The sequence below is a fragment of the Acidobacteriota bacterium genome (genome assembly GCA_004299485.1).
Lineage (GTDB): Bacteria > Acidobacteriota > Terriglobia > Terriglobales > SCQP01 > SCQP01.
Window position 1 is genome coordinate 66035 of sequence record SCQP01000005.1, and the last position, 26696, is coordinate 92730.

The 26696-nt window shown below is 67.0% G+C and carries 22 protein-coding genes; 9 read left to right on the forward strand and 13 right to left on the reverse strand.

Features of this window, described 5'->3' with window-relative positions; translation table 11 throughout:
* Positions 1-50 precede the first annotated feature (50 nt).
* Complete coding sequence (gene efp, locus EPN33_04995; protein ID TAN23505.1) at positions 51-614, forward strand: elongation factor P; 564 nt, start codon at positions 51-53, stop codon at positions 612-614.
* 76 nt (positions 615-690) lie between these two features.
* On the forward strand, positions 691-2274 hold the full coding sequence (pckA, locus tag EPN33_05000) for a phosphoenolpyruvate carboxykinase (ATP) (protein TAN23506.1): 1584 nt from the start codon (positions 691-693) through the stop codon (positions 2272-2274).
* Between the two features lie 16 nt (positions 2275-2290).
* Here the strand turns inward: pckA and EPN33_05005 are convergent, their stop codons facing one another.
* A complete protein-coding gene (locus tag EPN33_05005; protein TAN23507.1) occupies positions 2291-3664 on the reverse strand; it encodes a sensor histidine kinase in 1374 nt (457 codons plus the stop codon).
* 43 nt (positions 3665-3707) lie between these two features.
* Here EPN33_05005 and ribA point away from each other — a divergent pair, with 43 nt between their 5' ends.
* Positions 3708-4295, forward strand: a complete 588-nt coding sequence (gene ribA, locus EPN33_05010) for a GTP cyclohydrolase II (protein ID TAN23528.1) — start codon at positions 3708-3710, stop codon at positions 4293-4295.
* 3 nt (positions 4296-4298) lie between these two features.
* On the opposite strand, the gene EPN33_05015 is transcribed toward ribA, so the two are convergent.
* The 6 genes from EPN33_05015 to EPN33_05040 all read right to left on the reverse strand — a co-directional run bounded on the left by EPN33_05015 (position 4299) and on the right by EPN33_05040 (position 14381).
* Entirely contained in the window at positions 4299-6725 is a 2427-nt protein-coding gene (locus EPN33_05015; protein TAN23508.1) for an ABC transporter permease, read from the reverse strand.
* A gap of 14 nt (positions 6726-6739) precedes the next feature.
* The gene (locus EPN33_05020) at positions 6740-7987 is read right to left on the reverse strand and encodes a DUF4147 domain-containing protein (GenBank protein ID TAN23509.1); all 1248 of its coding nucleotides are present in this window, start codon (positions 7985-7987) and stop codon (positions 6740-6742) included.
* A 7-nt stretch (positions 7988-7994) separates the two neighbouring features.
* Positions 7995-8633, reverse strand: coding sequence for a hypothetical protein (locus EPN33_05025; protein ID TAN23510.1), 639 nt, complete (start codon positions 8631-8633; stop codon positions 7995-7997).
* Positions 8630-10045, reverse strand: coding sequence for a sigma-54-dependent Fis family transcriptional regulator (locus EPN33_05030; protein TAN23511.1), 1416 nt, complete (start codon positions 10043-10045; stop codon positions 8630-8632). Before EPN33_05030 ends, EPN33_05025 begins: the two co-directional genes overlap by 4 nt.
* Positions 10046-10219: 174 nt before the next feature.
* A complete protein-coding gene (locus EPN33_05035) occupies positions 10220-12214 on the reverse strand; it encodes a hypothetical protein (GenBank protein ID TAN23512.1) in 1995 nt (664 codons plus the stop codon).
* A 109-nt stretch (positions 12215-12323) separates the two neighbouring features.
* Positions 12324-14381, reverse strand: coding sequence for a PKD domain-containing protein (locus tag EPN33_05040; GenBank protein ID TAN23513.1), 2058 nt, complete (start codon positions 14379-14381; stop codon positions 12324-12326).
* 279 nt (positions 14382-14660) lie between these two features.
* Between EPN33_05040 and EPN33_05045 the strand changes: the two genes are divergently transcribed.
* The 3 genes from EPN33_05045 to EPN33_05055 all read left to right on the forward strand — a co-directional run bounded on the left by EPN33_05045 (position 14661) and on the right by EPN33_05055 (position 18670).
* Complete coding sequence (locus tag EPN33_05045) at positions 14661-16046, forward strand: sigma-54-dependent Fis family transcriptional regulator (GenBank protein TAN23514.1); 1386 nt, start codon at positions 14661-14663, stop codon at positions 16044-16046.
* Between the two features lie 148 nt (positions 16047-16194).
* Positions 16195-18090 (forward strand): PAS domain-containing protein, encoded by a 1896-nt coding sequence (locus EPN33_05050; GenBank protein ID TAN23515.1) that lies wholly within the window; start codon positions 16195-16197, stop codon positions 18088-18090.
* Positions 18080-18670 (forward strand): hypothetical protein, encoded by a 591-nt coding sequence (locus tag EPN33_05055; protein ID TAN23516.1) that lies wholly within the window; start codon positions 18080-18082, stop codon positions 18668-18670. The genes EPN33_05050 and EPN33_05055 overlap by 11 nt, the downstream gene beginning before the upstream one ends.
* A gap of 315 nt (positions 18671-18985) precedes the next feature.
* Here the strand turns inward: EPN33_05055 and EPN33_05060 are convergent, their stop codons facing one another.
* Both EPN33_05060 and EPN33_05065 read right to left on the reverse strand, forming a co-directional pair.
* Positions 18986-19246, reverse strand: a complete 261-nt coding sequence (locus tag EPN33_05060; GenBank protein TAN23517.1) for a 4Fe-4S dicluster domain-containing protein — start codon at positions 19244-19246, stop codon at positions 18986-18988.
* 6 nt (positions 19247-19252) lie between these two features.
* Complete coding sequence (locus EPN33_05065) at positions 19253-20272, reverse strand: hypothetical protein (protein TAN23518.1); 1020 nt, start codon at positions 20270-20272, stop codon at positions 19253-19255.
* 182 nt (positions 20273-20454) lie between these two features.
* Between EPN33_05065 and EPN33_05070 the strand changes: the two genes are divergently transcribed.
* From EPN33_05070 to EPN33_05080, 3 genes are all read left to right on the forward strand, one after another.
* Positions 20455-21231 carry an enoyl-ACP reductase gene (locus EPN33_05070; GenBank protein TAN23519.1) on the forward strand — a complete coding sequence of 259 codons (777 nt, stop codon included), beginning with the start codon at positions 20455-20457 and terminating at the stop codon, positions 21229-21231.
* Between the two features lie 88 nt (positions 21232-21319).
* The gene (locus EPN33_05075) at positions 21320-22645 is read left to right on the forward strand and encodes a methylenetetrahydrofolate--tRNA-(uracil(54)-C(5))-methyltransferase (FADH(2)-oxidizing) TrmFO (protein TAN23529.1); all 1326 of its coding nucleotides are present in this window, start codon (positions 21320-21322) and stop codon (positions 22643-22645) included.
* The gene (locus EPN33_05080) at positions 22642-23544 is read left to right on the forward strand and encodes a tyrosine recombinase XerC (GenBank protein TAN23520.1); all 903 of its coding nucleotides are present in this window, start codon (positions 22642-22644) and stop codon (positions 23542-23544) included. Before EPN33_05075 ends, EPN33_05080 begins: the two co-directional genes overlap by 4 nt.
* 264 nt (positions 23545-23808) lie before the next feature.
* On the opposite strand, the gene EPN33_05085 is transcribed toward EPN33_05080, so the two are convergent.
* The 4 genes from EPN33_05085 to EPN33_05100 form a co-directional block, all read right to left on the reverse strand.
* Positions 23809-24270: a hypothetical protein gene (locus tag EPN33_05085; GenBank protein TAN23521.1), complete on the reverse strand. Its 462-nt coding sequence runs from the start codon at positions 24268-24270 to the stop codon at positions 23809-23811.
* Between the two features lie 8 nt (positions 24271-24278).
* Positions 24279-24494, reverse strand: a complete 216-nt coding sequence (locus tag EPN33_05090) for a hypothetical protein (protein ID TAN23522.1) — start codon at positions 24492-24494, stop codon at positions 24279-24281.
* Positions 24455-24937: a hypothetical protein gene (locus EPN33_05095; GenBank protein TAN23523.1), complete on the reverse strand. Its 483-nt coding sequence runs from the start codon at positions 24935-24937 to the stop codon at positions 24455-24457. Before EPN33_05095 ends, EPN33_05090 begins: the two co-directional genes overlap by 40 nt.
* A gap of 306 nt (positions 24938-25243) precedes the next feature.
* On the reverse strand, positions 25244-25492 hold the full coding sequence (locus tag EPN33_05100) for a hypothetical protein (GenBank protein TAN23524.1): 249 nt from the start codon (positions 25490-25492) through the stop codon (positions 25244-25246).
* Positions 25493-26696 lie beyond the last annotated feature (1204 nt).

Consider the following 26696-nt stretch of genomic DNA (forward strand, 5'->3'; position numbering starts at 1 on the left):
AGCTGAACGCTGATAGCTGAACGCTGATAGCCCTATTCAGGAGCGTTTTCATGGCTTTTTCCGCCAACCAGATGCGGCCGGGGATGGTGATCATCCACAACGGCGAACTGCATTCCGTTTTCAGCATTACCCACCGCACGCCCGGCAACCTGCGCGCCTTCGTGCAAGCGAAGATCCGCAATCTGCGCACTGGCGGGCTGATCGAGCACCGCTTCCGGTCCGACGACAAGGTCGAGCGCGCCACGCTGGATGAAATGGAAATGGAGTACCTCTACAACGACGGTGATGCGTTCTATTTCATGAACACCGAGAATTACGAACAGACGCATCTCAACCGCGACACCCTGGGCGACGCGGTGAACTACCTGATTCCGAATCTGAAGATCAGCGTCGAGTTCTACGAAGGCAAACCGGTGTCGGTGTCGCTGCCACAGACGGTGGACATGGAGGTGACCGAGACCGAGCCAGGACTCAAGGGCGCCACGGTAAGCAATGTGACCAAAGCGGCAACTCTGGAGACCGGCCTGGTGGTCCAAGTGCCCCCGTTCATTGAAACCGGTGAGAAGATCCGCGTCGGCACCACCGAGGGCGAGTACCTGGAACGCGTAAAATAGCGTCGCGGCGCGATAGGTTCACGCCGGCGGGACGTTTGGTTATAAAATATTCTGAGAAGAAAGGATATGCTGCCTCATGGCCACTGCACCCGTTGAAACCGTTCCCGGCTTTCCGGAACTCGACGACGCCCGCCCGATCGCCAATCTCGCGCCCGCCGCTCTCATTGAACACAGCCTCATCCGCAAGGAGTCGCAGCTCAGCGCCCGCGGCGCAGTCACGGCCAGGACCGGCAAGTTCACCGGCCGCACACCTCCCAACCGCTTCATCGTGAAAGACGACCTGACGAAAGATAAGGTCGCCTGGGGTTCGGTGAACCAGCCCATCAGCGAGGAGTCGTTCGAGAAGGTGCGCCGGCGCATGGCCGGCTACGTCAAAGGCCGCGAAGTCTTCGTGCAGGATCTGTATGGCGGCGGCGATCCGGCCTACCGGCTGCGGGTGCGCGTGGTCAACGAGCTGGCCTGGCACAATCTGTTCGTCCACAATCTGTTCCTGCGGCCGTCGGCGGAGGAGCGCAAGTCGTTCAGCCCGGATTTCACCATCGTCTCCATGCCCGGCTGCAGCGCCGTGCCCTCGGAAGATGGCACCAAAACCGGCACCTACATTCTGGTGAACTTCACCCGGCGGCTGATTCTGATCGGCGGCACCTACTACGCCGGCGAGATGAAGAAGTCGATCTTTTCGGTGCTGAATTTCCTGCTGCCGCAGCGCGGCGTGCTGGGGATGCACTGCTCGGCCAACGTCGGACCCGAGGGCGATGCCGCCGTCTTCTTTGGTCTGTCGGGCACGGGCAAGACCACGCTGTCGGCCGATCCGGAACGGCGCCTGATTGGCGACGACGAGCACGGCTGGGGTTCGAACGGCGTGTTCAACTTCGAGGGCGGCTGCTACGCCAAGTGCATTCACCTGTCGGAGAAAGGCGAACCGCAGATTTGGAACGCCATCCGCTTCGGCACCGTGCTGGAAAACGTGGTGCTCAACCCGGCGACGCGCATTCCCGATTTCGACGACCAGTCGCTGACGGAAAACACGCGCGCGGCGTATCCGATTGAGTACATTGACAACGCGATTCTGAGCTCGCGCGGGCCGCATCCGAAAAACGTGGTCCTGCTGACGGCCGATGCCTTCGGCGTCCTGCCGCCGATCGCGCGGCTGACGGTGCCGCAGGCGATGTACCATTTCCTGTCGGGTTACACCGCCAAGCTGGCCGGCACCGAAGCCGGCGTCACCGAGCCCAAGGCGACCTTCAGCACCTGTTTTGCCGAACCGTTCCTGCCGCTGCCTCCGCGCACCTACGCCACCATGCTGGGCGAGCGCGTACGGCAGCACAAGGCACAGTGCTGGCTCATCAACACCGGTTGGACCGGCGGCGCCTACGGCACCGGCAAACGCATGTCGCTCGACCACACCCGCACCATGGTGCGCGCCGCGCTCGCCGGTAAACTGGACAACGCCAGCTATACCGCCGATCCGGTCTTCGGCCTGCCGATTCCAGACGCCGTGCCCGGCGTACCGGCCTCGGTGCTGAATCCGCGCAACACCTGGAAAGACGGCGCCGCCTACGACAAGGCCGCCCGGCACCTGGCAGAACTGTTCCGTGAAAACTTCAAGCAGTTTGAGGGTGTGCCGGCCGAGATCACGGCGGCGGGACCGAAGGCGTAAGAGCAGGGGCCAGCGGTCAGGGGCCGGGGGCCAGCGGCGCGGAAACACCGGCGGGCGGCTGGGTATCGCTGAGGATATCCGGCGCCCCGAGTTCTACCCGCGGCAGGACGAAACGCACCAGCGTGCCTTCCTCCGGGCGGCTGCGAATTTCCATTTGCGCGGTGTCGCCGTAAAGCACCCGCAGGCGCTCGCGGACGTTGGCGAGACCGATGCCGTGGCCCGGTTCGGAGGTAGCCACCGGCGGGCCCGTTTGCAGACCGACGCCGTTGTCCTCCACCTCGAGTTCCAGCACCTCGTGCTGATGACGCCAGCCCTGGCGCGCCCGCAGGCGCACCCAGCCACCCTCGACTTTGGGCGCGAGACCGTGGCGGATGGAGTTTTCGACGACCGGCTGCAGCAGCATGCTCGGAACCAGGCGGTCGAGCATATCCGGCTCGATAACTTTTTCAAAGCGCAGCTTCTCCGGGCCGAAGCGCACGATTTCAATGTCGAGGTAATCGTCCATGAAGGCGACTTCGTCGCGCAGCGGCAGAAAGCTCTCATGCTTGCGCAACATGCGGCGCAAAATGTTGGACAGCTTGACGATGAGCACGCGCGCCGTGTCGGGATCGAAACGCACCAGCGAGGCTACCGAGTTCAGCGTGTTGAACAGGAAGTGCGGATTGATCTGGCTGGTGAGGGCATCGAGGCGCGCCTGCACCAGCAAGCGCTGCTGCGCCTGGAATTTGCGTTCCATGCGGGTATTGGCCCAGATCTTGATGGGGATGGCAAGCGCCAGAATATTGGTCACCACCACCGCGACCACGGTCCAGAAATTGCCGGGCTGAGGCGCGAACAAGGCGTCCGGCGCCAGGCGCTGCAGTTCCAGTTCGAGCAGCGTGCAGGCGATGACCAGCGCGAACACCAGCGCCTGCCAGTCGCGGAAGGGACGGTTGAGGCGATTGCGCAGCCAGCGCCAGAGCTCCAGATCGATAAACGGCGAAAACGCCCAAACTTCCTCCAGGTTGGGCGCGGCGTGGCGCAGCAGGCCGCCGACCCAGCCCGCCAGCAGCAGCAACGGCAGCGTCAGCCATTCATGGCCGACCACGGCGGCGGGGAAGGCGATGATGGCGCCGCCCAACAGCCCGGCACGGTAGCCGCCCATCAGGCCCAGCAACAGCGCGCCCGCGAGGCTGACATCGGCGGCGTGGAAGGATGGCACCGCGAGCCGGATCCAGACCCCGCCCATCAGCGGCAGGGCAACGAAGAGCGTGAAGGCCAGGCGCTCGCGCCAGCGCCGGTGTTCGGCGTAGAGGCAGCGCTGGAAGGCGACCGAGCGCACCAGCACGGCGGCGATTGCGGCAATCACCGCCAGATTCAGCAGCAGCGTGATGAAGAGGAGACGATCCATGTCCCGGCGCGGGCGAGTTCCCTATAATTAAAGCAGAACTGTGTTGCCTGACGCCCTCCAGCTTGCCGCCGAAGCCGATTTCCCCACACGCTGGGCCCATTTCCGCATTCTGGGTTTCGAGCTGGGCGCAGAAAGCGCGGTGGCGCTGCGGCTGGCGGAGAAGCCGGCGGCGGTGCCGCTGGTGCGCATTCACTCCCAATGCCTGACCGGCGACGTCTTCGCCTCGCTGCGCTGCGACTGCCGGCAGCAGTTGGAGCTGGCGCTGGCGGCGATCGCGAGCGAAGGCAATGGCGTGCTGATTTACGAAGACAAGGAAGGCCGCGGCATTGGGCTCATCAACAAGCTGCGCGCCTACGCGCTGCAGGATGCCGGCGCCGATACCGTCGAGGCCAACGAACGGCTGGGCTTCGCCGCCGACGCGCGCGATTACACCCTGCCGGCGGCGATTCTGCGGCATCTGGGCCTCACGCACGTGCGCCTGCTGTCGAATAACCCCGACAAAGTCCGGGCGCTTGAGGATGCCGGCATCACGGTTGTCGAGCGCGTGCCCTGCGAGCCGGATGCGCTCTCCGCCCAGGCGCGCCAGTACCTCGAGGTCAAGCGCGAGAAGCTCGGCCACCTGGTGGGCTGAGCGTTAGTGTGCACGCAGCACTTGCGCCGGGTCGGTGCCAGCGGCGCGGCGTGCGGGCACATAGCTGGCCAGCAGGCTCGCCGCGATGAGCACCGCCGCGGCCAGAACCATCAGGCCAACGCTGACACCCGGCACTTGATAAAGCTGGCTGCGGACCCAATGCTGCGCCAGCACCGCGGCCACAGCGCCAATCGCTACGCCGGCAATCGCCAGACGCAGGCAGCCGCCCAGCACCAGTGCCGCGACCGCGCCGCCATCAGCGCCGAGCGCCATGCGGACGCCGATTTCCTGCCGGCGGCCGGCGACCAGGTACGCCATCACGCCATAAATTCCCGCCGCCGCCAACAGCAGCGCCAGCGCGGCGAACGCCGCCATCAGACCGCTCTGCAGCGCAGCGCCGCCGCTCGCCTGGCCGGCAATCGCGGCCATGGTGCGCACGTGGAAGACTGGCAGCGGCGCTTGCATCTGCGCCAGCACGCCGCGAACCTCGGCCACGACGGCCGCCGGCGCCAGGCGGCTGCGCACCAGCAGATAAGGCAGGGAGAGCACGGGGAAGAAGACTTCCGGCATGGGTTTGGTTTCGCGCGCGCCGAGGACGGGCATGTTGCCGACCACACCTTGGATGCTCACCCAGGGACTGTATTGATCGTCGCGGAAGCGCTGACCAATGGGGTTCTGACCGGGAAACAGCGTTTGCGCGAAGGCCTGATTGACCACCAGCGAGAGGTGGAAGCGGTCGAGCGCCAAACCCGCCGCCGTTCCGTGTTGCGACCAGTACCGCGGCGCCGCTTGCCTCCAGGCCTGCAGTTGCGCGGGCGTGTAGAGCGATCCGGCAAGCAGCGGCATCTGCATGGTGCGGAAGAAGCCAGGCGAAACGCGGTCGCCCTCGACCAGCACATGCACCGGCCCGGCGTGGTTCGCCAGCACCGGCCAGCCGTTGTTGCGGCCGCCTTCAAGCGGCAGCTCACTGGCAAAGCTCGCGGCCTCGATGCCCGGCCGGGCCTGCAAACGCTGCAGGAATTGCCGGCCAAAGGTATCGATCCCGTTGACGCCATGAAATCCGCTGAAGGCCAACTGCATGGTGAGCAAGTGGCTCGGGTTGATGCCCAACGAGCGGGAACGCATGCGCGCGAAGCTCTGCAGGAACATGCCCGCCAGCACCAGCAGCACCATCGACAGCGCCACCTCAGCGACGATCAGGCTATGACTCAGCCGTCCGCGCCCGCCCGCGGCCGACGCCGCGCCCGCAAGTTCACTTTGCATGCCGGCGCGCGTAAGCTGCCAGGCGGGCACGAGGCCAAAGAGGATGCCGCTGACGAGCGCCGCGATCGCGGTAAACGCCAACACCGCGAGGCTCATGTGTACGGGTTGCCGCTGCGTCATGGCCAACGCCGGCAGTGCGAGCACGCTGCGCAACGCGATCCAGGCGAGGGCGGTGCCCACGATGCCACCCAGCACAGCGAGTAGCACCGCTTCGGTCAGCAACTGCGCGGCAATCTGGCCGCGCCGGGCGCCCAGCGTCAGCCGCACCGCGATTTCCTTTCGCCGACGCAGGCCGCGCGCCAGCAGCATGCTCGCCAGATTGGCGCAGGCGATCAGCAGCACCAGACCGACCACCGCCAGCAGCGTGAGCAGCGCGGCGCGCTCGCCCGCACCGAGAAAATCGTGCCGCAGCGCGAGCACTCGAATGCCGATGCCATGATTGGTGACGGGATACTCCCGCGCCAGATGCGCGGCCAGCGCGCTCAGCTCCGCTTGGCCTTGTGCGAGCGTGACACCCGGCTGTAAGCGGGCGATGGCGTGAAACGAGTACCAGCCGCGACGGCCCAGCATCGCCGCCTCCAGGTTCAATGGAACCCAGACCTGCAGCCGCGACTGCCAGCGGAAGCTGGCCGGCAACACGCCAATGACAGTGTATTGCGCTCCGTTGATCGCGAGGCTGCGGCCAACGACGTTGGGACTGCCGCCGAACTCACTCTGCCAGAACCCGTAGCTCAGCAGTGCAACTGCCTGGCGCGAACCGGGCCGAAAGGTGTGGCCCAGCACCGGCGTGACGCCGAGCACCTCAAAGAAATTTCGCTCGGCATGGCCGGCTTGGAGCTCTTGCGGCGCGCCCCGCCCGAGCAGGCTGGCCAGCACCGGAGATTCGTACAGGCTCATGCCACGGAACGATTTTGCCTGGCGCTGCCAGTCGCGGAAATCCGGGCCGGACACCGGAAAAATGCCCGGCGTTTGCTGCGTCGACCCCAGCGACACCAACTGGCCCGGATGCGTGTAGGGCAGCGGCGTCAGCAGCGCAGCGTTCACCACGCTGAACACGGCGGTATTGGCGCCGATACCGAGCGCCATGGTGAGGACCGCGACGGCGGTGAAGGCAGGCGAACGCCGCAACCAGCGCCAGCCGAACTGCACGTCCTTAGCGAGCCGCATGCCGCCAGTCTAAGCTACGCCGGAAGGAAGAGGCGCAGGTCACGTAAATTGTTGCCGGTCGGGCCGGTATGGATGAGCGCGCCGGCGGCAGCCAGCGCCGGGTGGGCATCGTGACGGCGCAGGTGCGCGATGGGATCGAGGCCGGCAGCGCGGATGCGGGCCGCGGTTGTGCCATCGGCGCAGCCGCCGGCGGCGTCGCTGGAGCCATCGACACCATCCGTGCCGGCGGACAGAAAGCAGCCGGGCTGACCCTCAAGCGCCAGCGCGATACGCAGCGCCAGTTGCTGGTTGCGGCCGCCGCGGCCGTGATCGCCCGGGAGGCGGACGCGCACTTCCCCGCCCGCGATCAGGCAGGCGCGCGGTTGCGCCGCCTGCAACGCGCGCCAGCGCCCGAGGAGATACCCGGCCGCCTCGGCTTCCTCCATCTCATCGGCCCCGTGGTCCACGGCTACTGGATCGAAGCCGGCGGCACGCGCGGCCGCGGCGAGGGCCTTGCAGGCGTCGTAATTGTCGGCCAGGCAGTGCCACTCGGCCTGCGCAAACGCTGCATCGCCGGGCTTGGGCGTTTCTGGGTGCAGCTCGGGTTCCCCGGGCAGCCAGCGCCGCCACGCGGCCTCATAGTCGGCCTGGGTGGTCCCATCGGGGCAGGTCGGGCCCGAAGCCACGTCGGCCCAGGCGTCATGCGGAACATCGGACAGGACCAGGCTGATCTGGCACGCACCCCCAGCCGCCGCGGCCAGCCGCCCGCCTTTGAGGGCGGAGCGGTGCTTGCGGATGCAATTGATCGCCCTAATGGGTGCGCCGCTCGCCACCAGCAGCCGGTTGATCTCGCGCAGGTGATCGAGTCCGCCGGCGAGCGGCACTTCGGCCAGCGCGGAACCCCCGCCGGAGATGAGCGCGACCAGGCGGTAGTTGGCCGGGTCTGCCGCACAGCGGCTGGCGGCCTCCAGCAGGGCTGCCCCGGCCTGCAAGCTGACCTCGTTGGGATCAGGATGGCCGGCGAGGAACTCGCGCAGCCGCGCCGGCGCAGCCTCCAGCGGTGGCGTCCCAGCGGGACGAACGAGCACGGCTTCGTCCGGTTCGGGCGCACCTTCGAGCCAGCCGGCGAGCATGGGAGCGGCCGCCTTGCCGAGGGCAATTACAATATCGCGTTGAGCGCTGAGCCGAGGGTGAGTGCGCAGGAACGCACGCAGCAGCATTTGCGGGTCGAGCGCCGCAAGCGCTTGCTGGAAGCAGTCGCGCGCCACGTCCGGGAGCAACACCTGCTCATTATGAGCCCGACACGGGCAGGGCTTCGTGGTCGCCCCAGTCGGTGGCGTTCATCAGCGCGCGCATGCGGGTGGCCAGCTCCACAATACATTCCAGGCGCTCCGTCAGGGGCGGTGGCACGCGCCGGGCGGGCGCCCGCGCCAGCTCCGCCGCCAGCTCCGCATTGCCGAGGATGCCCGTCAGGGCGTTGTTGAGGGCCACGTGGACCTCACCGGGGGACGACTGAATCTCCCGCGGCAGATGGCGGAAGCGCAAATAGGCGGCGGTGAGATGTTGCTGCAGGATGAACGCCAGCTTGGAAACCGGCAGGTTGCGGTCCAGAAAGTCGATGACCGGACCGGGAAGATCCTCCGGCGCGGGCAGCCCGGCGGTGAGCAGCGGCGCTTCGCCTAGCCAGAGCAGCGGCAGCGGGCGGTTGGTGCCGCCCTGCGTGAACGGAGGCGGCGTTCCGGCTTGCCCCGCCGCCCGCACGTCCACCAACGCCAGCAGCCAGCCGGGCGCCGGGGGCCGCACGGCTGCTCCGCCCCAGGAGCCGGCCGCCGTAAGTGCGATCTCATGGCCACGCATCACCGGCAAGGCCCGGCGCACGCGCAACTCCAGATTGGCATCGCGGGTGAACAGCAAAAGCGCCGTTCTCACTGCACACCTCCCACACGGCTCACGCTGCTGCTGACCTCGGCCGCGCTAAAGGCGTATTCCTTCAATTTGCGATATAAGGTCGTCTTGCCGATGCCCAGCAGGCGCGCCGCCTGCAGTTTGTCGCCCTTTACATGCGCCAGTGCCTCGAAGATCGCCTCCCGCTCCATCTCCGCGATCGGCCGGATGGGCGAAGGCGAAGCATGCGCGGTCGCGCTCAGCGGCCGGATTTGCTGCAAGTAACTGGGCAAATCCGCCACTTCCAGGCGGTTGCCTGCCGCCAGCGCCAGCGTCGCCTCGACGCAGTTTTCCAGCTCGCGCACGTTGCCCGGCCATTCGTAGCGCAGCAGCCGCTGCACGGCTTCTTCGCTGAAGACCTTCGGCATCGAGCCTGGCGGCGTGGCGCGCTCCAGGAAATGATCCACCAGCATGGGGATATCCATGGCGCGTTCGCGTAACGCCGGCAGCTTGATACTGACCACGTTCAGGCGGAAGAACAGATCCTTGCGGAAGGTGCCGTTAGCCACCGCGGTCTTCAAGTCGCGGTTGGTGGCGGCGATGATGCGGACATCGATTTTGATCCGGCGGGTGCCCCCGACCGGGCGAATTTCTCGCTCCTGCAGCGCCCGCAGCAGCTTCACCTGCATTTCCAGCGGCAGCTCCCCGATTTCATCGAGAAACACCGTCCCCCCCTGGGCGACGTCGAGCAGGCCCTGGTGATTCTGGTTGGCGCCAGTGAAGGCGCCCTTGACGTGGCCGAACAACTCGCTCTCCATCAGCGACGGCACCAGCGCGCCGCAGTCGACCGGCAGGAACGGCCGGTCGCGCTCCGGCCCGGTATAGTGCAGCGCCCGCGCGACCACTTCCTTGCCGGTGCCGCTCTCCCCCAGAATCAGCACCGAATAGCGGCTCTGGGCGACTTTGCCGATGAGCCGGAAGACCCGCTGCATGGCCGCGGAGGCGCCGATCAGGCTGCCGGCCGCATAGGGCCCGCGCGCCGCCAGCCGCTGCCCCCGCGCCTCCCGGTCCACCAGCGCCTGCCGCACGCAGTTCTGCAGCAACAAGCGCAGCTCCTCCACCTCGAAGGGCTTGGCCAGATAATCCGACGCGCCTAGTTTCATCGCCTCCACCGCCATGCCGACGGTGGCATAGGCGGTGGTCAGCAGCACTGGCACGCCCGGCCAGCTCTGGCGCACGCGCTGCAAGAGCTCGACGCCATTCATGTCCGGCAACTGCACTTCGCACACCAGTACGTTGGGCGGATCGGTTTCCAGACAGCGCAGGACCTCGGCTCCGCTGGCGACCCCGGTAGCCCGGTACCCGAGCTGGGCAATGACGCTGAGGCAAATTTCGCGAATGACTTCCTGACTGTCCGCGACGAGAACGTGAGGGACGACGGCGACGGGTGATGGCACGGTGGCGCTCCTTCCGCGTGCTCTTATGCAGGCACTCTGCCAAACCCGGCCGGAATCGGGCACGCGCCTAAAGCCAATGATGTCAGTAACTTCCCAGGTCGGACTGCGCGCCGGACGGATTCATTTCGGCACGCGGGCGCACCAAAATGGGAACTGGAATTCCGAAAGCGAACCTCAGGGATTCAAATCGGGCTGGCCCGCACCCGCACGGGCTGCCACCCTGGCCGGCGGCAGCGGCAGCACCGGCGCCAGCCGGGCTTCGGCCTCCACCGCGGGCGCCAAGTGCACGTTCTGCCAGTGCGCGCCGCCGTCCTGGGAGCGGAAGGTCGCGCCCACCGTGCCGGCGAAGGCATAGATGCCGTCCGGCTCGATGTAGACCGAGGTGATATTCTCCGCAGGCAGGCCATGGCCGCTGCGCGTCCAGGTGGCGCCGAAATCGTCTGAGGTATACAGCCCCGCGGTGGTAGCCGCCAGCAGGACGGCCCCCGCCGCGCTCGATTGCTTGGCGCGGGACCAGGCGTGGCTGCGCCACGCCACCTGCTTGACGCTCGGCCGGGCTGGGGTCTCCGGGAGCCCCAGCCCGGCCCCCGCGTTCGGCGCCAGGGCGAGCTGATTGATGCGGGCGCGCTCGGCGCCGTCGAGCGACAGGCGGCCGGCCAGGAAGTGGCGTCCGCCATCCCGGCTGCGCACCACGTAGCCATCGCCGGCCACCCAGAGCCACTGCTGGCCGTGGTCATCCCGGTAGGCGAGCACGCGATACAGTGGCGCTGGGGCATTGCGCTGCAGCGCCCAGTGCCGGCCGCCATCGCTGCTGTGATAAAGCCCGAGCTGGCCGGCTGCCCAGAGATTGGCTGAGCCGGACCGGTCGCTGGCGAGCGCATACAGCGGACTGACGGGCATGCCGGGCGCCTGCAGCCAGCGCTTGCCGCCGGGCGGCAGCAGCGCCATGCCGGCTGCGGTCGCGGCCGCCAGGCCCGCAGCCGACCAGTGCAAACCCACGGCTTGCGCGCGCCGCGGCAGCGCGGGAAGCTGCTCCCAGCTACCCTCCGGACGCTGCAGGAAAACCCCGCCCCAGGCCTGGTCACCGGTAACCGAGAGGTAGCGTCCGTCCGGCGAGTTGGCAACTGCGGCCACATGGCGGCTGGAAAAGCCCTGGTTGGAGGGATGAAAACTCTCGCCGCCATCGGTACTGGCGATCACGCCGGCAAAGTTGGTGCCCAGCAGCAGACGGTGGGGCAGCGCCAGAACGGAATTAATGCTCAACTGCGGCGACGTGATGCGTTTCCAGGTGGCGCCCTTATCCTCGCTTACCCACAAACCCTGCGTCGTGCCGGCATAAATGGTGTCCGGATGCTCCGGATCCTGCACCAGCGCGGGGGTGCGCCGCGCCGAGTAGGGGATGCCCTGAATCTTGCGGAACTGATTGCCGCGATCGTCGCTGCGGTAAATGCCGGAACAAGCGCTGAGGTAGATGGTAGTGGGTTGAGCGCGATCCACGGCGATGGAGAACACGTCGGAGTCGTCGATCACTCCCTGGCGCATTTGCCACCAGTCGCGGCCGCCGTCGATGGTCTTCCAGGGCAGATGCCAGGTGCCCACGTAAATGTCCTGCGGATGCAGCGGATCAATGGCGACGGATTCGACGTTTTCCAGCTCGCGGTTGTGGGCGGGAGAAATCCGCTGCCACTGCACGCCGGCATCCTCGCTGCGGAACACTCCGTCCAGCGCGGCCGCGACCAGAATGTGGTCATTCGAAGGCGCGAGCGCGATCGCGCGCACAGCGTGTCCCAGCCAGAGCGCCTGCCACGTCGCGCCGCCGTCCTGGGAGTCAAAGACCCCGCCGTTGCGCGCCGTCCAGCTCCACAGCGACGCATACCAGCGGCCGGGGCGGGCGCGATCGGCCACCAGGCCGGAGACGACCCAATCTTCATGCCGGCCAATGTGGCTGAGAAAGCGCCAGTTGCGGCCGGCGTCGGTCGAGCGAAACACGGCGCCGGTCGCCGTGCCCAGCAGCACCGTCTGCGGCTGCACGGGGTCGGCGGCGAGCACGCGTACGGTGCCGCCCGGTGGCGTGGCCTGATCCGGTGGAACCTGGCCCCACGCCAGCGGCGCGGCCAGCAAGCCCGCCAGGGCGATCGTGATCCGAAGCCAACGCATGACTGCTGTCATTGTAGAAAACCGGAGCGCATCCTGCTCCCTGGAAAATGCCTTACCGCAGAATCCAACGGCGGCCTCGCGGCCGCCGTTGGGGTACTACCCGGTTGTGTGAGCCGCAGCGTCAGCGCCGAATGGTGCTGGCGTCGAAGGCCACGCCGGGGCCATTGTAGGTGGCGCCCTGCGGGACAATCCACGCCTCGGCCTTGTGCGGGCCGTCGGCATGGCGGACTTCGATGCGGTCGCTGGCAATGCCCTTCTGGTTGACCAGATACTGCTCGGCATGCACCGCGCGCTCTTCGGCCAGCCGCAGGGTGGCTGCCGCTGAAAGCGGCCGCCGGCGCGCCACTTCGGTCGAGGTCGCGTAGCCGACGATGACCGCCTTGGCGCTGGCATCCTGCTGCAGCCGCAGCGCCACGTCATCCAGCGCTGCCTTGGAGACGTTGTTGACGCGTGAGCTGTTGGGTTTGAATTCCAGCGTCGCGGCAAGCGAAGCCTGCGGCGGCGGCGGCGGCTGTTGAATCGTCGCCTGCGCCGAGCAGCTTGCCGACAAGCCGCGATCGTCAGTGACCGACAGCCGTCCCGTGACGCCACCCGGCGTCGCGCCGGTGGTGTCGAGGTGGGCCGTGGCCTGTGTCGTACTGTCGAGATGCCCCGCGCTGGCCGGTTCCACCGCCCACTGATAGCGCAGCGGCCGGTTGTCCGGACTCGAGGCCGTACCGGTGAAGGTCAGGGTTGCGCCCGGGAGCACCGATTCCGGCGAGACCGAGCAGGACGCAGTCGGCGGATTCTGCGGCGGCTCGCGCACTTCAACCTCTGTATGGCAGGACGCGCTCTGGCCGGTGGCGTTATTCACGGTGCCGGTAATGGTGTACATGCCCGGCGCCAAGCCTGTGGTGTTCAATGTGGCCGAGTTGCCCGAGGGCGTAATCTGTCCGCCCGAGGTCGTCCAGGTGTAGGTAAAGGCCTCGCCCTCCGGCGTTACGGTTGACGAAATCTGCACCGCCGTACCCGGTTGCACCGGGCTCTGGCTGACCTGGCAGGCCAGCGTGGGCGGCGGTGGCGGCGGCGCCGGATGGCTGACCGGCGGACCAAAACTCAACCCAAACACGAAGCCGCTGGCATTCGTCGTGGGTGAATTGCCGGCAAAGCGATAGCCCGCGTTGATGCCCATCCAGGAGATGGGATTGAAGCGGATACCGCCGGTAAGGTCGAGCGGCCGGGGCTGCCCCAGGAGGGTATCGGTGCTGACCGGGTTAGCGCCGGCGCCGAAATAGGTGCTGCCGTTCAGCTCCACGATGCCCTGCAGCCGGCTGTGGAGCGGGAAAATCTCGCCAAACCCGTAATTGAACTGGTCGCGCAGCGGCAGGTTCACGCCGCCCTTATTGACCGTTCCGTTGTGCTGGTAGCCGGCATTGAACACCAGCTCACCGCCGGTGCCCAGGCGCTTGTCCGCCAGCACGTTTGTCTCAAACCAAGGCTCGGTGGTGGTCACGCCGTAAACCAGCGCCCCCTGGGTAAAGTTCATCTGATAGGGAATATGCTCCGCAAACTGCAGCGCCAGACCGAACGGAGCGCTGCGGTCCTGCGAGAGCAGGCCGATGGTCGCGCCGATGCCCCAATACCCGGAGCCATGCAGTAGCGGGTTGCGCGCAAACGGCGCTACCGGGTTAAAGTCGGCGAACGTGCCGCGGGAGGGAAACGTCAACTGCTCGGGGTGAGTCAACCGCAGACGGCGATACGGTGTCGTCACGAAGGTCACTTCGAGCCAATCCGTCAGTCCCACCGTCCAGCCGGTATTCACGTCGGTCAGCACCAAGCCGCCCGGATTGCGCGAATAGCGCTGTATGTAGGCGCCAGCACTCACCTGACCTGGCGCCAGTGTTTCTCCGAACTGCATATTCCAGAGTCCGGGCGTGCCATGCAGCGAGCCCTGCATCTGGCTCGCTTCAAATCCATTCTGATCCGCAGCGGCGTTCGCCTGGGCGGCCGCCAGCATCGAGGTGAACGGGTTCGGCAGCGTCGCCGCCAGCGCCGCACCCGGAGAGGAGACGGTAGCTGTAGTGGCCGCGCCATTATCCGGCGGCGGCGTTGCCCACAACAGCGCGCTGCTCACTGCTAACACAATTGCGCCAAGACCTATTGATTTTCCGGTCTGGCGACACAAAGCACTTGCACTCATTAGCAACCTCTCTTTCACGAACGCATGCGACCGTTCGCAATCAGGAACAAAGGATCCACTCAGAAACTGTGAGCAGAGGGCTTGACGGGATGGTTGCACCCGCTCCGCCACATGCTCCAGCGAAACCTCACATATGATTAATTTACCTTAGAGTGGATGATTTTGCCGTCATCCCACTAGCGACTCACGTTATCTCCCAAGATTCCTGCTGGTCAGGCAGGCTTGCATGCCGAGGTCCACTCTGCACCCCTTTCTCTTGGACTGCTACAGTGTAGGCATATGAAGCGGGTGCCCATACTGGTAGTGGACGATGAGCCCAGCGAACGCCAGGGCTTGGCGGAACTGCTCAACGCCTGGGGTTACGACGTGGATACGGCCGCCGATGGCGCCGACGCACTCGAGCATCTGGCGCGAACTCAGCCGCAGGCGGTACTGACCGACATCCGCATGCCCCGCCTCGACGGTCTGCAGTTGCTGGAGCGCATCCGGCAGCGGCACGCGACGCTTCCGGTGCTGGTGCTGACCGGGCAAGGCTCGAAGGAAGCGGTCATTGAATGCCTGCGGCTGCATGCTAATGATTACATTGAAAAACCCATCCATGGCGAAGAGCTGAAGCAGCGGCTGGCGGATCTGGTGCGCAGCAGCGATGGGGCGGCAGCTCCTGCGGTGGGATCCCAGAACGGGGAAGACCTCGGGTTTGTGGGCACCTCCACCATGGCCCAGCAAGTGCGTACGCTGGTGCGGCAAGTCGCGCCCACGACTGCGAGCGTCCTGATCACGGGCGAGAGTGGAACCGGCAAGGAAGTGGTGGCGCGTATGATCCATGCGCTGAGTCCGCGCCGCGACCGGACCTTTCTTGCAATCAACTGCAGCGCCATTCCAGAAAGCCTGATGGAAAGTGAAATCTTCGGCCATGAAAAGGGAGCCTTCACCGGCGCGCTGGAGCGGCGCGCGGGCTGCTTCGAGCTGGCCGAGGGCGGCACCCTGCTGCTGGACGAAATCGGCGAAATGCCCGCCGCCACCCAGGCCAAGCTGCTGCGCGTGCTCGAGGACCGGCGTCTGCGCCGCCTCGGCAGCCGCCAGGAACTGGCGGTCAATGTGCGCGTGCTGGCGGCGACCAACCGCCCGCCGGCCGAAGCGGTGGCGGCAGGTCAATTGCGCGCCGACCTCTACTACCGGCTGAACGTCTTCCACCTGCATCTGCCGCCGTTGCGCGAGCACCGGGAAGACTTGCCCGCCCTCTGCACCGCCCTGTTACGGCAATTGAACGAACGCCATGGGCGTGCGGTGCAGGGCATCGCCCCGGAGCTCCAGCACCGCTTTGCCGCCTACGCCTGGCCGGGCAACGTCCGCGAGCTGCGCAACACCCTGGAGCGCGCGGTGATCCTGGCTGAGGGCACCCGGCTGGAACCCGGACATCTGGCCGAAGACTTTGGCTCCGTGACGCCCGCAGCCGGCGCGGACGGAAGCTGCGTGCGCGTGCCCGTAGGCGCAACCGTCGACGAAGGCGAGCGGCTGCTGATCCTGGACACTCTGGCGCGCGAAGGCAACAACAAGACCCGCGCCGCCGAGCAGCTAGGTATTAGTCTCAAAACCCTGCAAAATAAGCTGAAGGAGTACGCGGCCAGGGGTCAGGGACCAGGGGCCAGAGGCCAGACCGTCTGACCCCGGCAGTAGAGCAATTTTCTGGAAGCGCAAATCAGCGCCGGCCTGGGGCGATGGGGCCCCCAGCCCGGCGCGCGGCAGGCGAAGGGAGCGGGCGGCTCTGCGAGCCGCGCAGCGGCGAGTGGAGCCGGGTGCCCGCGTTTGGTAAATGAAATTAAAAACCAAACTCACGCTCAGCATCGCCGCCCTGGTGCTGCTGGTGGTGCTGGCCGTAACCTTGATCTATCTGGCCGGCAGCCTGCGGCAGCAGTTGCAGACGGTGTATGCCCAAGCCGATTTTCTGGCGCGTGAAGTTTACAACCAGATGAGCCAGGAGTGGTCCGCGGCCGGGGGCACAGGCGCCGCAGCGCCGGGGGCGCTGCGCACGCCCACGCCTCCGGCACCGCAGGCTTTTCTGCAGGGCCTGCAAAAGAGTCCGGCGCTCGATACGCTCTTCGCCAGCGCCATCGGCTATAACGGCGCCATCCGGGACGTGGCGCTGGTCGCCCCCAGTGGCAATGTCGTCATGGATTCCAACCCACTGCTGCAGGGGCAGGCGCAACCGCAGCGGCCGGACATGAGCGCGCTGATGGAGGCGGGGCTGTGGCGCCAGATGCGGGCGGTGCTCGGTCCGGAAACCATCTATTCCGTCAATCTGAGCACGCAAGTTTCCGGCCAGCCCATGGGCACCATCGCCGTGGGCGTGGATACGGTGCTGCTGCGCCAGCAGGTGCTGGGGCCAATGCACGACCTGCTGCTTTATGGCCTGTTGATCGTGCTGCTGGCCACGGCCCTGGCCTGGAGCCTGGCGGAGCTGGCGCTGGCGCCGCTGGCGGCCATCAGCGCGCAATTGGACCGGATGATGGCCGGCGGGCGCCGCGCGCAAGACCGCCCGCGGGGCGATGAGCTGGGACGGGTGCAGTCGAAAATCGAACTCCTGGGCCAGCAAATGGAAGACACGCGCCAGATTTACAGCACCCTGCAGGACAACGTCAGCCACGTGCTCAGCGGACTGGAAGAAGGCGTGTTGCTGTTTGATGCCCACGGCAACTCGGTGCTGGCCAGCGCTGTGGTGCCACGCTTGCTCGGCCTGCCGGCGGCGGAACTGGTGGGCCGGCCGGTGGCCGAGCTGTTTCCGGGCGATTCCGGCCTGGACCGCTCGGTGCGCGAGGCGGTACAGCAGCGCCAGCCGCTGCGCGAGCACGAAAGCGAGCGCCATGCCGGCGGCCGCCGTCTGCTGGCGCGGCTGGACCTGAGCCGCGACCAGCAAGGCGAGCGCGTCGCCCTGCTCACGCTGCGGGATGCCGAACCGCTGACGCGGCTGGAAAGCGAGCTCGAACTGGCGCGGCGCTTGTCCGCGGTGGGGCGCCTGACGCGCGGCGTCGCCCACGAGGTGAAGAACCCGCTCAACGCCATGGCGATCCACCTCGATCTGCTGCGCGCCAAGGCCAGCCAGGGCAATGATGGCCTGAGGCCGCACATCGAGGTCATTGGCCACTCCATCGAGCGGCTGGATCGCGTGGTGCGTACTTTCCTCGATTTCAGCCGCCCGGTCGAGCTGCAGCTCGCCCCCGCCGACCTGAGCGAGCTGGCGCGCAGTGTGGCGCAACTGGTGCAGGCCGATGCCGCCGCCAAAGGCATCCGGATCGATTTGCAGGCGCCGGCGCCGGGGCCGCGTGTCTGGCTGGACCGCGATTTGATCGAGCAGGCGCTGCTGAACCTGATTAATAATGGCCTGCAGGCAATGGAGGAAGCTTCCAGAGATCAGGGACCGGGGGACAGGAACCAGACGCTGTGCCTGGAAGTGTTGCGCCAGGAGCAGCAGGCGGTGCTGCGCGTGCGCGATCACGGCGCCGGCATCGCGCCCCAACACCGCGACCAGATTTTTGATCTGTATTTCACCACCCGCGCGGAAGGCACCGGCATCGGCCTGGCGCTGGCGGCTCGCATCATGCAACTGCATCACGGCGCGATTGAGCTGGAGCCGGATTGCGCCGCCGAGCCGGGCGCCAGTTTTCTACTCCACTTCCCGCTGCGCAGCGAAGAGATGGCCCATGCGCAATAGGCCAGGGGCCAGGGGCCAGGGATCCGGGGCCGGACCCGGCGTCGGCGTCATCCTGCTGGGCGCGGTGTTGCTCAGCGGCTGCGGCCTGTTCCGGCGCACGCCGCCGCTGCCGCCGGTCATCATTGTCGAACCGCCGCTGTTTTTCCCGGCGCTGCCGCCCGCGCCCATGCCCCCGCCCGCCGATCTCAATCCGCTGACTGCGCCGCCGCCGGCCTGGACGCTCGCCCTTGACGTTGAGCCGCCGCCGCGCTGGCGGCCGCGGCGTGTGGCGCCCGCAGAATCGCCTGCTTTCCGGCCCCAGGCCGATCTGGACAAACCGCAACCGCAACTCAGCCCGGGCATGAGTCAGCAGCAGCGCTTTGCCTATCGCGGCCAGGTGCAGGCCACGCTCGGCCGCGCCGCCCGCGACCTGGCGGTTCTGTCCCGCCGCTCCCTGTCCGCCAATGCCACGGCCACGCGCGCGCAAGCGGGCGAGTACGTGCGCCAGGCGCAGGAGGCCCTGCAGCAAGGCGATCTGGTGCGCGCGCAAATGCTGGCGGCCAAGGCCGAAACGCTCGCCCGTTTTCTGCTCGGCCAGTGAAGGATGCTTAGCGCCCGAAGTGCGCCGCGTTCGTCGCCGCGAAATCCTTGCTTTGCCTGATCGCGGGCGCCCAGTGCGGCTGCGCCGCACGGCCCGCTCTCTTAGGCCGCAAGATCGCTGCGCCGGGGACCCCTTCGCCCCGGCTCCGCTGCCCGATGGCGTTAGCGGCCGAAGTGCGCCGCGTTCGTGGCCGCGAAATCCTTGCTTTGCCTGATCGCGGGCGCCCAGTGCGGCTGCGCCGCACGGCCCGCTCTCTAAGGCCGCTGATCCGCTGCGCCGGGGACCCCTTCGCCCCGGCTCCGCTGCCCGATGGCGTTAGCGGCCGAAGTGCGCCGCATTCGTCGCCGCGAAATCCTTCCACTGTTCGGGGAGATCGTCGAGGGCGAAGATGGCCGTCACCGGGCAGACCGGCACGCAGGCGCCGCAGTCGATGCACTCCACCGGATCGATGAAAAGCTGCTTGGCTTCGGCAAAGTCGCCCTCATCCGTCTTGGGGTGGATGCAGTCCACCGGGCATGCGTCGACGCAGGCGCAGTCTTTGGTTCCAATGCAGGGTTCGGCGATCACGTAGGCCATAGGGCGCTAGTATATCGCGGTCCGCGGCCGCACGCGCGGGCCGCGCCGTTGGGCGCGGACCCGGCTGGGCTGGGGCTCCCGGGGCCCCCAGCCCGGCCGAGCGTCAAGCGGGTGGCGTGGCGCAGCCACGCCAGGCCCCGCGCCCGTCAATCGTGGCAGGCTGCCGGGGGCGTGACGATGGCCGTCGCTGACGAAGCGGCGGCTGGGATAGCGCGTGAAATACCCCATCCACTTGTTGAATTCGGGCGTGAATACCTGAATGCGCGGCAAGTGCGCGGTGCGCAGCCCTGCAATCAGCGGCGACGCAGCCGGACCGGAGCCCACCAGCACGACTGCGCTGTAGTCCCAGCGCTCCGCTTTCCACGCAGCCTGCACCACCAACTGATCATCGTGCGGCGCGACGCCAAATGGCAGCGCCAGCGAGGTCATACGGTAGCCCGGCAGCCAGCGGTCGATTTGCATTTGGTCGAGACCAACCTCGCGCTCGATCGCCGGCGGCGTCAGCTTGGCGAGATTGGCGTGGTCCCAGGTGTGATTGCCAATCTCCGAGCCCAGGGCCACCAGCTTCTGCAGCTTCTTTTGAATGAAGGCGCGCTGGCCAAACACGTCCGTCCCGGCATTCACGAAGAAGGTCCCATGCACGGGAAACTCCGGATGCGCGCGCGCAAACGCCACCCACTGCCCGACGGCGCTTTCCGGATCGAGCTCGCCGGAGGCGGTATAGCGCATCTGATATTTCGAGCCGTCGTCAAAGGTCAGCACCACCGGCGTTGTGCCCTCGGGCAACTGGAAATCGCCGCTCACGTACTGCCGCAGGGTGATGGGCCGGTAGCCGGCGGCATCGAGCCGCCCCAGGTCCTGCGTGAAGCTGCTGAACGAGCGCGTCCAGCGCGCATCCTGCGGGCCGAAGTTGTGATACACGAGGATCATCACCTCGCCGCGCAAATTCGGCTTGCGTTGCGGCGTCGCCGCGGCGGCGGCCATGCCCAGGAGCATGAGAACCAGGACGAAACGGCGGCAGAGCATTCAGCAACAATCCTCTGCTCTGAATATACGGCATCTGGCGGCAGCTTGGAGGAGCCCCGAGCGCCAGCGGGCGGACCCTGCCGGGAATCGAAGCCCGCACTCCGAGCGACCAACGGGAGCGACCCGGGCAAAAAGTGGCGAGCCACAAAGCTCCGGCGGTTGCGTGCTACGCTCGGATTCGTATGACCGATGAGATACGGAACCAACCGGTTCTGGTGATGGGCATTGCCAATCGCTGGAGCCTGGCCTACGCCATCGCCAAAAGCCTCAGCGAAGCCGGTGCGCGGCTGCTGTTGACCTATCAGGCTGAACGCGTGCAGAAGACGGTCGAGGAGTTGGGGCAGGCGCTGGGCGCCACCCACGTCTATCCCTGCGACGTCAGCCAGGACGCCGCCATCAGCGAGCTGTTCGCCCGGATCGGCCGTGACCTCGGCGACGTTCCCCTCGCTGGCGTGGTGCATAGCATCGCCTTTGCGCAAAAGGAAGACCTTGACCGGGCCTTCCATGCCACCAGCCGTGCCGGCTTCCATCAGGCACTCGATGTCAGCGCCTATTCCCTCGTGAGCGTCGCCCACGGAGCCGCGCCGCTGATGCGCGAGGGCGGCAGCATCGTCACCCTCAGCTACCTGGGCGCGCAGCGCGTGGTGCCGAACTACAACGTCATGGGCGTGGCCAAGGCGGCACTCGAAGCCGCGGTCCGCTATCTGGCGAGCGAGCTGGGGCCGCAAGGCATTCGCGTGAACGCCATTTCGGCCGGCCCGGTGCGCACGGCCTCGGCGCGCGCGGTGCGCGACCTGGGATCGATGATCGATCACGTGGCCCAACACGCGCCGCTGCGGCGCGCGATTGATCCGGCCGAAGTCGCCGATACCGCCCGCTTCCTGCTCAGCCCGGCCGGACGCGGCATTACCGGCGATACGCTGTTCGTGGATAGCGGCTATCACATCATGGGGTTCTGAGGTGCAGCCTGTAGAGCACAGCGCCGGGTTGGGGCCGCGGGGCCCCCAAGCCGGCGCGAGCAAAAGCGGGGCGCGCGGCGGAGCCGCGCTGGGGCCCGCGCCTGTCAAAGTCATTGGCGGCGGCCTGGCGGGTCCGGAGGCGGCCTGGCAGCTTGCGCGCCAGGGCGTTGCGGTCGAGCTGTGGGAAATGCGGCCGCGCGTGTTTACGCCCGCGCACCAGACCAGCGCCCTGGGCGAACTGGTTTGTTCGAACTCGCTCAAATCGGAAGCGCCCAACTCCGCCCCCTGGCTGCTCAAGCAAGAGCTGCGGCGCGGCGATTCCCTGCTGCTCGCCTGCGCCGCCCAGGCTGCCGTACCCGGCGGCCAGGCGCTGACCGTAGACCGCGTGCAGTTTTCCGCAGCCATCGAAGCCGCCCTGACCGCGCTGCCGCAGGTGAGCATCCGCCGCGAGGAAGCCACCGCTCTGCCCAGCGACATCACCATCATCGCCAGCGGACCGCTGACGTCGGCGCCGCTCGCCCGGGTGCTGGCCGAACTTGCCGGCCACGAGCACCTGTACTTCTACGACGCCATCAGCCCGATTGTTGAGGCCGATTCGCTCGACTACGAGCGCATGTACCCCGGCTCGCGCTGGGGCAAAGGCGGGGACGACTTCTGGAACTGTCCACTCGACCGTGCGCAGTACGAGCAGTTCCGGCAGGCGATCCTCGAGGCTGACAGCTATCCGCTGCACGCGTTTGAGGAGACCGGCTTCTTCGAGGCCTGCCTGCCGCTGGAAGAGCTGGCGCGGCGCGGCCCGGAGACGCTGCGCTTTGGCCCCATGAAGCCCGTGGGTCTTCCCGATCCGCGCACCGGGCGGCCACCCTACGCCGCCGTGCAGTTGCGCCGCGAGAACCTGCGGGCCGACAGCTTCAACCTCGTCGGCTTCCAGAACCATCTGCGCTTCGGCGCGCAGGCGCAGATTCTGCGCCTCATCCCCGGCCTGGAGCGGGCGCGTATCGTGCGCTTCGGGCAGGTGCATCGCAACAGCTATCTCGCGGCGCCGGCCGTGCTCACCGAGCGGCTGCAGTTCCGGCGTAACCCGCGCGTCTGGGCCGCCGGCCAGTTATGCGGCACCGAAGGCTACGTCGAAGCCATCGCCACCGGCTGGCTGGCCGGGCGCTTTGCCGCCGCCGAGGCGCAGGGCCGCACGCTCGCGCCGCCGCCACGGACCACGGCGCTGGGCTCGCTCCTGCATTACATCACCGCCTCGAGCGCCCACGGCTACGCGCCCGCCAACATGACGTTTGATTTGCTGCCGCCGCTCGAAACGCCCGTGCGCGATCGCGAGCAGCGTCACCAGCGCCAGTGCGCCCGCGCCCTGACGGATTGCGACGCCTGGCTGCAGCCACAGCGCGAGGCCGTGCCCGCATGACGTTGCAGGCGGCCATCACCGATTTTCTCGAACGCTATCTCGAAGGCGAGCGCAACGCCAGTCCCCATACGCTGCGCAATTACGCCGCCGACCTGCGGCAGTTCGCCGCCTTTGCGGGCGCGCAGACCGAGCTCGGCGCGCTGCGGCGCGAACGCATCCGTGAGTTCCTGGCCGACGGCCTGGCACGCGGTGTCAGCCGCGCCACCCAGGCGCGGCACTTGTCTACGCTGCGGTCGCTGTTCCGCTACGCCCTGCGCCAGAACTGGATCGGCGAAAATCCGGCGCGCCTGCTCGCCACGCCGCGCCTGGGCCGCCATCTGCCCGCCATCCCCACAACCGAGCAAGTCAACCAAATGCTCGATGCTCCCGATCCCCGCGAGACCGCGCCCTTCCCCGAGCGCGATCACGCCCTGCTGGAGCTGCTCTACGGCAGCGGCCTGCGGGTGAGTGAAGCCGTGGGGATCAATTTGCGCGACGTGGATTACGTCCGGGCCTGCGTGCGCGTGCTGGGCAAAGGCCGCAAGCAGCGCGTGGTACCGTTCGGGCAAAAGGCGCGGGCCGCGCTGGATTCGTATCTCGCCGTGCGGGCCGTGCTGCCGCCGCAGCCGCGCGACAACCCCGCGCTGTTTCTGAACCATCGCGGCCGCCGCCTGACCACGCGTTCGGTGGCGCGCATCGTCAAAGCCAGCGCCCGCGCCTTCGGCCTGCCGCTCGACCTGCATCCCCACACCCTGCGCCACGCCTTCGCCTCACACCTGTTGAGCGAAGGCGCCGACCTGCGCGCCATTCAAGAGATGCTCGGCCATCGCAGCCTGGCGACCACGCAACGCTACACGCGCACGGATATCCGCCAGCTCACCGAAGTCTACGACCGCGCCCACCCATTCGAGAAAGGCTAGGATGACGCCTAACTCCAGATCCTCAGCGGCTAGGGTGGCGGCTCCGTTTTATTTTGCGCGAGTCTCATTATGGCCGTGTCGATAAAGAATGCGATTGCCGTCGCGGCCACAAAAATGGGCACCGCCAGCACCAGAGCGCCGCTCAACGAGGGCACGCCGATCAACTCCAGAACAGTGATGGGGAGCCCCCACCACAGCGCCGAACGCCGGAGCCTCGCTGTTGTTGTCAGCCTGCTGTTGACTCGAATAGCCACGGCACGGGCCTCAGTTGTAGAAGCCGAGCCCTTTACAGGCCGCGGCACTCAACACGCCGAACTCGGCACCTCTCATTGCCCCGAGGGGCGTGCCGACCAGAATGCCGAGGGCTGCACCGGGTGCGCCGGACACACCCATCGTGAACACCCCACCCAGCATTTCACCGGCTGTAAAACCCGCAACCCCGCCCAAGATCGCCCCCGCTGCACTGCTAATTGCGATTGACTTGAGTATCCGGCTGTGGGGGCTCGGCCCGCAGTACCACTTCGCGGCGGCGAAGACGCCGAAGACGCCATGACCCGCGCCAGTCGCGGCCCCGCCAAGCAGCGTCCCGAACCCTGCTGCCGAGGCGCTCGAGCCGGACGCCGCGGAGCCACCTGCCGACCACGTTGCAACGCTCTGCGGCTGCTGGAATGCGCCGAGCAGATCGAAGCCGTTTCCCACGTTGAAAAGGTCCGGGACGTACTGCATCGTACAGCCTATGCAGATGCTCGAGTCGGCTGCGAACGGAATCTGCATGCCGGGATCGACCGTCCCCGACCACGACGGGCCTTGCTGCCACGACCTTCGGCATCCCAGGCGTAGGCGTTGCGCGTCTGGCTGAGCGGGTTATCCAGCAGGTCGCCGTCCAGGTCGTAGGTGGGCGCGAAGCCGCTCACGCTGGAGAACTGGTTGTTGCCGTTGAAGTTCGCCACCAGCGGATTGCTGCCGCCGGAGGTGGTGGACTGATTGCCGAAGCTGTCGGGGGTGTAGGTCTGCGCCCATTCGCTGCCGCAGTTGGCCGAGGCGAGGCGGCCGAGATCATCCTGGGTGTAGGAGCAGGTCTGGGTGTCACCGGTGGCGAAGGGGTCGGAGGTGGCAAGCGACTGAGGGTGTTGTTGCCGTTCCAGACCAGCGTGCCGGTGTCGTTGCTGCCGTTGATGTCGAGCGTGTAGCTGCTGAGGCGCAGGTTGGTGTCAAGGGCGTAGGTGTCAGAATCGCCAGAACCGAAGGTGGCTGTCCGCACCTGCTGGCTGGGGAAGTAGCTGGCCGAGCTGACCGGGTTCTGGCCGCTGGAGGCGCTGATCGAGCCGATGCGGCCGGCGGTGTCGGGATTGTAGGTGATGGCGGGCACGCCGGGGGCGGACAGCGAGGCCAACAGACCGTCGAGCCACCAGCTTTCGCTGACGGCGTAATAACCGCCGGAGTTGGGCGTGGCCTCGTAAAACTCGCTTGGCCTGCCCCAAAGGCCTCACAGCGCGCTCGGCTGCTGCAGCCCGGCCACCTTCGCCGCCCAACTTGCTTCCGGCTCCGCTCCGCCTCCAGCAAGCTGCGCCTATTGCTGATGTCAATCCAAACGGAAAGGAGGTAGCCTCGTAACTGTCCCTGGACCAGTCAACGAGGCAGATCAGGCCGATGCACGCGTTCGTCGCGCTCATCGGCACCCAGATCGGGTAGGCGGACATCAGCGCAAACACGTCCCAATCGGAGTTGGGGCCAAACAGGCTGTCGTCGGCTGCGGCGCCGCCCCGCCGTACAGCGTCGGCATGCAGCGGCCGTTATGGGTGGCGCATTGTCGCAGCCCCAGCGGATCGACGTTGGCCAGCGGCTGGTTGCCGACATAGGCGTAGGCGTTCCACGTCTGCGGGAAGATTATATACAGTCGCGCTGCGCGGCGGACGTACGCTTCGCGCGATGGTGGATCCAGAACCACAACGGGACCAGGGTAATCGGCAACCAGGGGGCGCCGTACTCAATCACTGTCCAGGCTGGTAGCGCCCGAAGCCACACAAGAGCAAATCCTAGGGTTAGATCGCACATTAAAAACCCCGTCACTACGGAAAGGGCCGATAGTTTCGCGTAGGTCTCAGGGTTTCGGGCAGAACGAGTTGCGCAATAAAAAAGCATTTGCATCGTAAACAAAGAGTAAGCAAAGATCCCCGCGGGCAGCGCCAGCCTAGCGACCCTTAGGCTGAGCGCCGCCCAAAGGAAAGCGGCCAGAAGGCATGCCAGCGCTAAGTCAACTGCCGCTGAGATGACTATCCAGCGGACGAGACCTGCCGGCTGTTGGCGTGCCCTTCCGTTGCCGTGAGGTATTTGCATCACCACCTCTCGAAGGCCGGGATGGTGCTATTAACAAAAAAATAACCAGCCGCGCCCAATACGCCGAAGCCGGGAAGCGCGACGGCGGCCCCTGCAGCGAGGCCGCCTATACATGTCACGGGTTCAAACGGCGTCGGATCAAGGCAGTCCGCTGCTATTAACCCAGCCCCAAGCCCGACCGCTGCTGCACCGGTCCACGCCATAGCGAGGTTGGCAGTGAGAAACTCCATGGGATGCGCGAGCGTCGCGAGGCCGCGGCCGAGGGCCTCGATGGCCGCACCGTTGGAGCCGAGCGGACCGGCCGCGGGTGCGGCAGAGCCATTCGCCGAGCCAGTCGCCGAGCCAGTCGCCACGGACTGCGGCTCCTGGAAGGGGCCGAACAGGTCGAAGCCGTTGCTCACCTGGAACAGGTTGGGGACGTACTGCATCGTGCAGCCAATGCAGATGTTCGAGTCCGCAGTAAACGGAATCTGCATGCCGGGATCGATCGTCCCCGACCAGGAAGGGCCTTGCTGCCACGCGCCGCCCTGGGACACAAGGCTGAAGCCGTCTTGGACGTCCACCGGCACACCCATCAGCCCGAACTCGCCGCCCCCGCCGCTATCGCCCCCGTACCCACCCCCGCCGTAGCCGCCCGTGCCCTGGCTAAACCCGGGTTCACAGTCCTGATTCACCTGATCCTCCTGGCACACCAGCCCGAGGGGATCAGTTAATGCCAGCGGCTGGTTGCCGACATAGGCGTAGGCGTCCCAGGACTGTGGATCGGCGGGGTTGACCGCGGCCAGGCCCGCCGGGTCGGGCGACAGCCAGCGCTT

Excerpts from the sequence above, each read along its gene's own strand:
- EPN33_05040 (TAN23513.1), bottom strand. The coding sequence starts at position 14,381 with ATGAGTGCAAGTGCTTTGTGTCGCCAGACCGGAAAATCAATAGGTCTT.
- EPN33_05060 (TAN23517.1), bottom strand. The coding sequence starts at position 19,246 with ATGGCCTACGTGATCGCCGAACCCTGCATTGGAACCAAAGACTGCGCC.
- efp (TAN23505.1), top strand. The coding sequence starts at position 51 with ATGGCTTTTTCCGCCAACCAGATGCGGCCGGGGATGGTGATCATCCAC.
- EPN33_05085 (TAN23521.1), bottom strand. The coding sequence starts at position 24,270 with ATGCAGTACGTCCCGGACCTTTTCAACGTGGGAAACGGCTTCGATCTG.
- pckA (TAN23506.1), top strand. The coding sequence starts at position 691 with ATGGCCACTGCACCCGTTGAAACCGTTCCCGGCTTTCCGGAACTCGAC.
- EPN33_05045 (TAN23514.1), top strand. The coding sequence starts at position 14,661 with ATGAAGCGGGTGCCCATACTGGTAGTGGACGATGAGCCCAGCGAACGC.
- EPN33_05080 (TAN23520.1), top strand. The coding sequence starts at position 22,642 with ATGACGTTGCAGGCGGCCATCACCGATTTTCTCGAACGCTATCTCGAA.
- EPN33_05005 (TAN23507.1), bottom strand. The coding sequence starts at position 3,664 with ATGGATCGTCTCCTCTTCATCACGCTGCTGCTGAATCTGGCGGTGATT.
- EPN33_05070 (TAN23519.1), top strand. The coding sequence starts at position 20,455 with ATGACCGATGAGATACGGAACCAACCGGTTCTGGTGATGGGCATTGCC.
- EPN33_05015 (TAN23508.1), bottom strand. The coding sequence starts at position 6,725 with ATGCGGCTCGCTAAGGACGTGCAGTTCGGCTGGCGCTGGTTGCGGCGT.
- EPN33_05065 (TAN23518.1), bottom strand. The coding sequence starts at position 20,272 with ATGCTCTGCCGCCGTTTCGTCCTGGTTCTCATGCTCCTGGGCATGGCC.
- EPN33_05050 (TAN23515.1), top strand. The coding sequence starts at position 16,195 with ATGAAATTAAAAACCAAACTCACGCTCAGCATCGCCGCCCTGGTGCTG.
- EPN33_05055 (TAN23516.1), top strand. The coding sequence starts at position 18,080 with ATGCGCAATAGGCCAGGGGCCAGGGGCCAGGGATCCGGGGCCGGACCC.
- EPN33_05035 (TAN23512.1), bottom strand. The coding sequence starts at position 12,214 with ATGACAGCAGTCATGCGTTGGCTTCGGATCACGATCGCCCTGGCGGGC.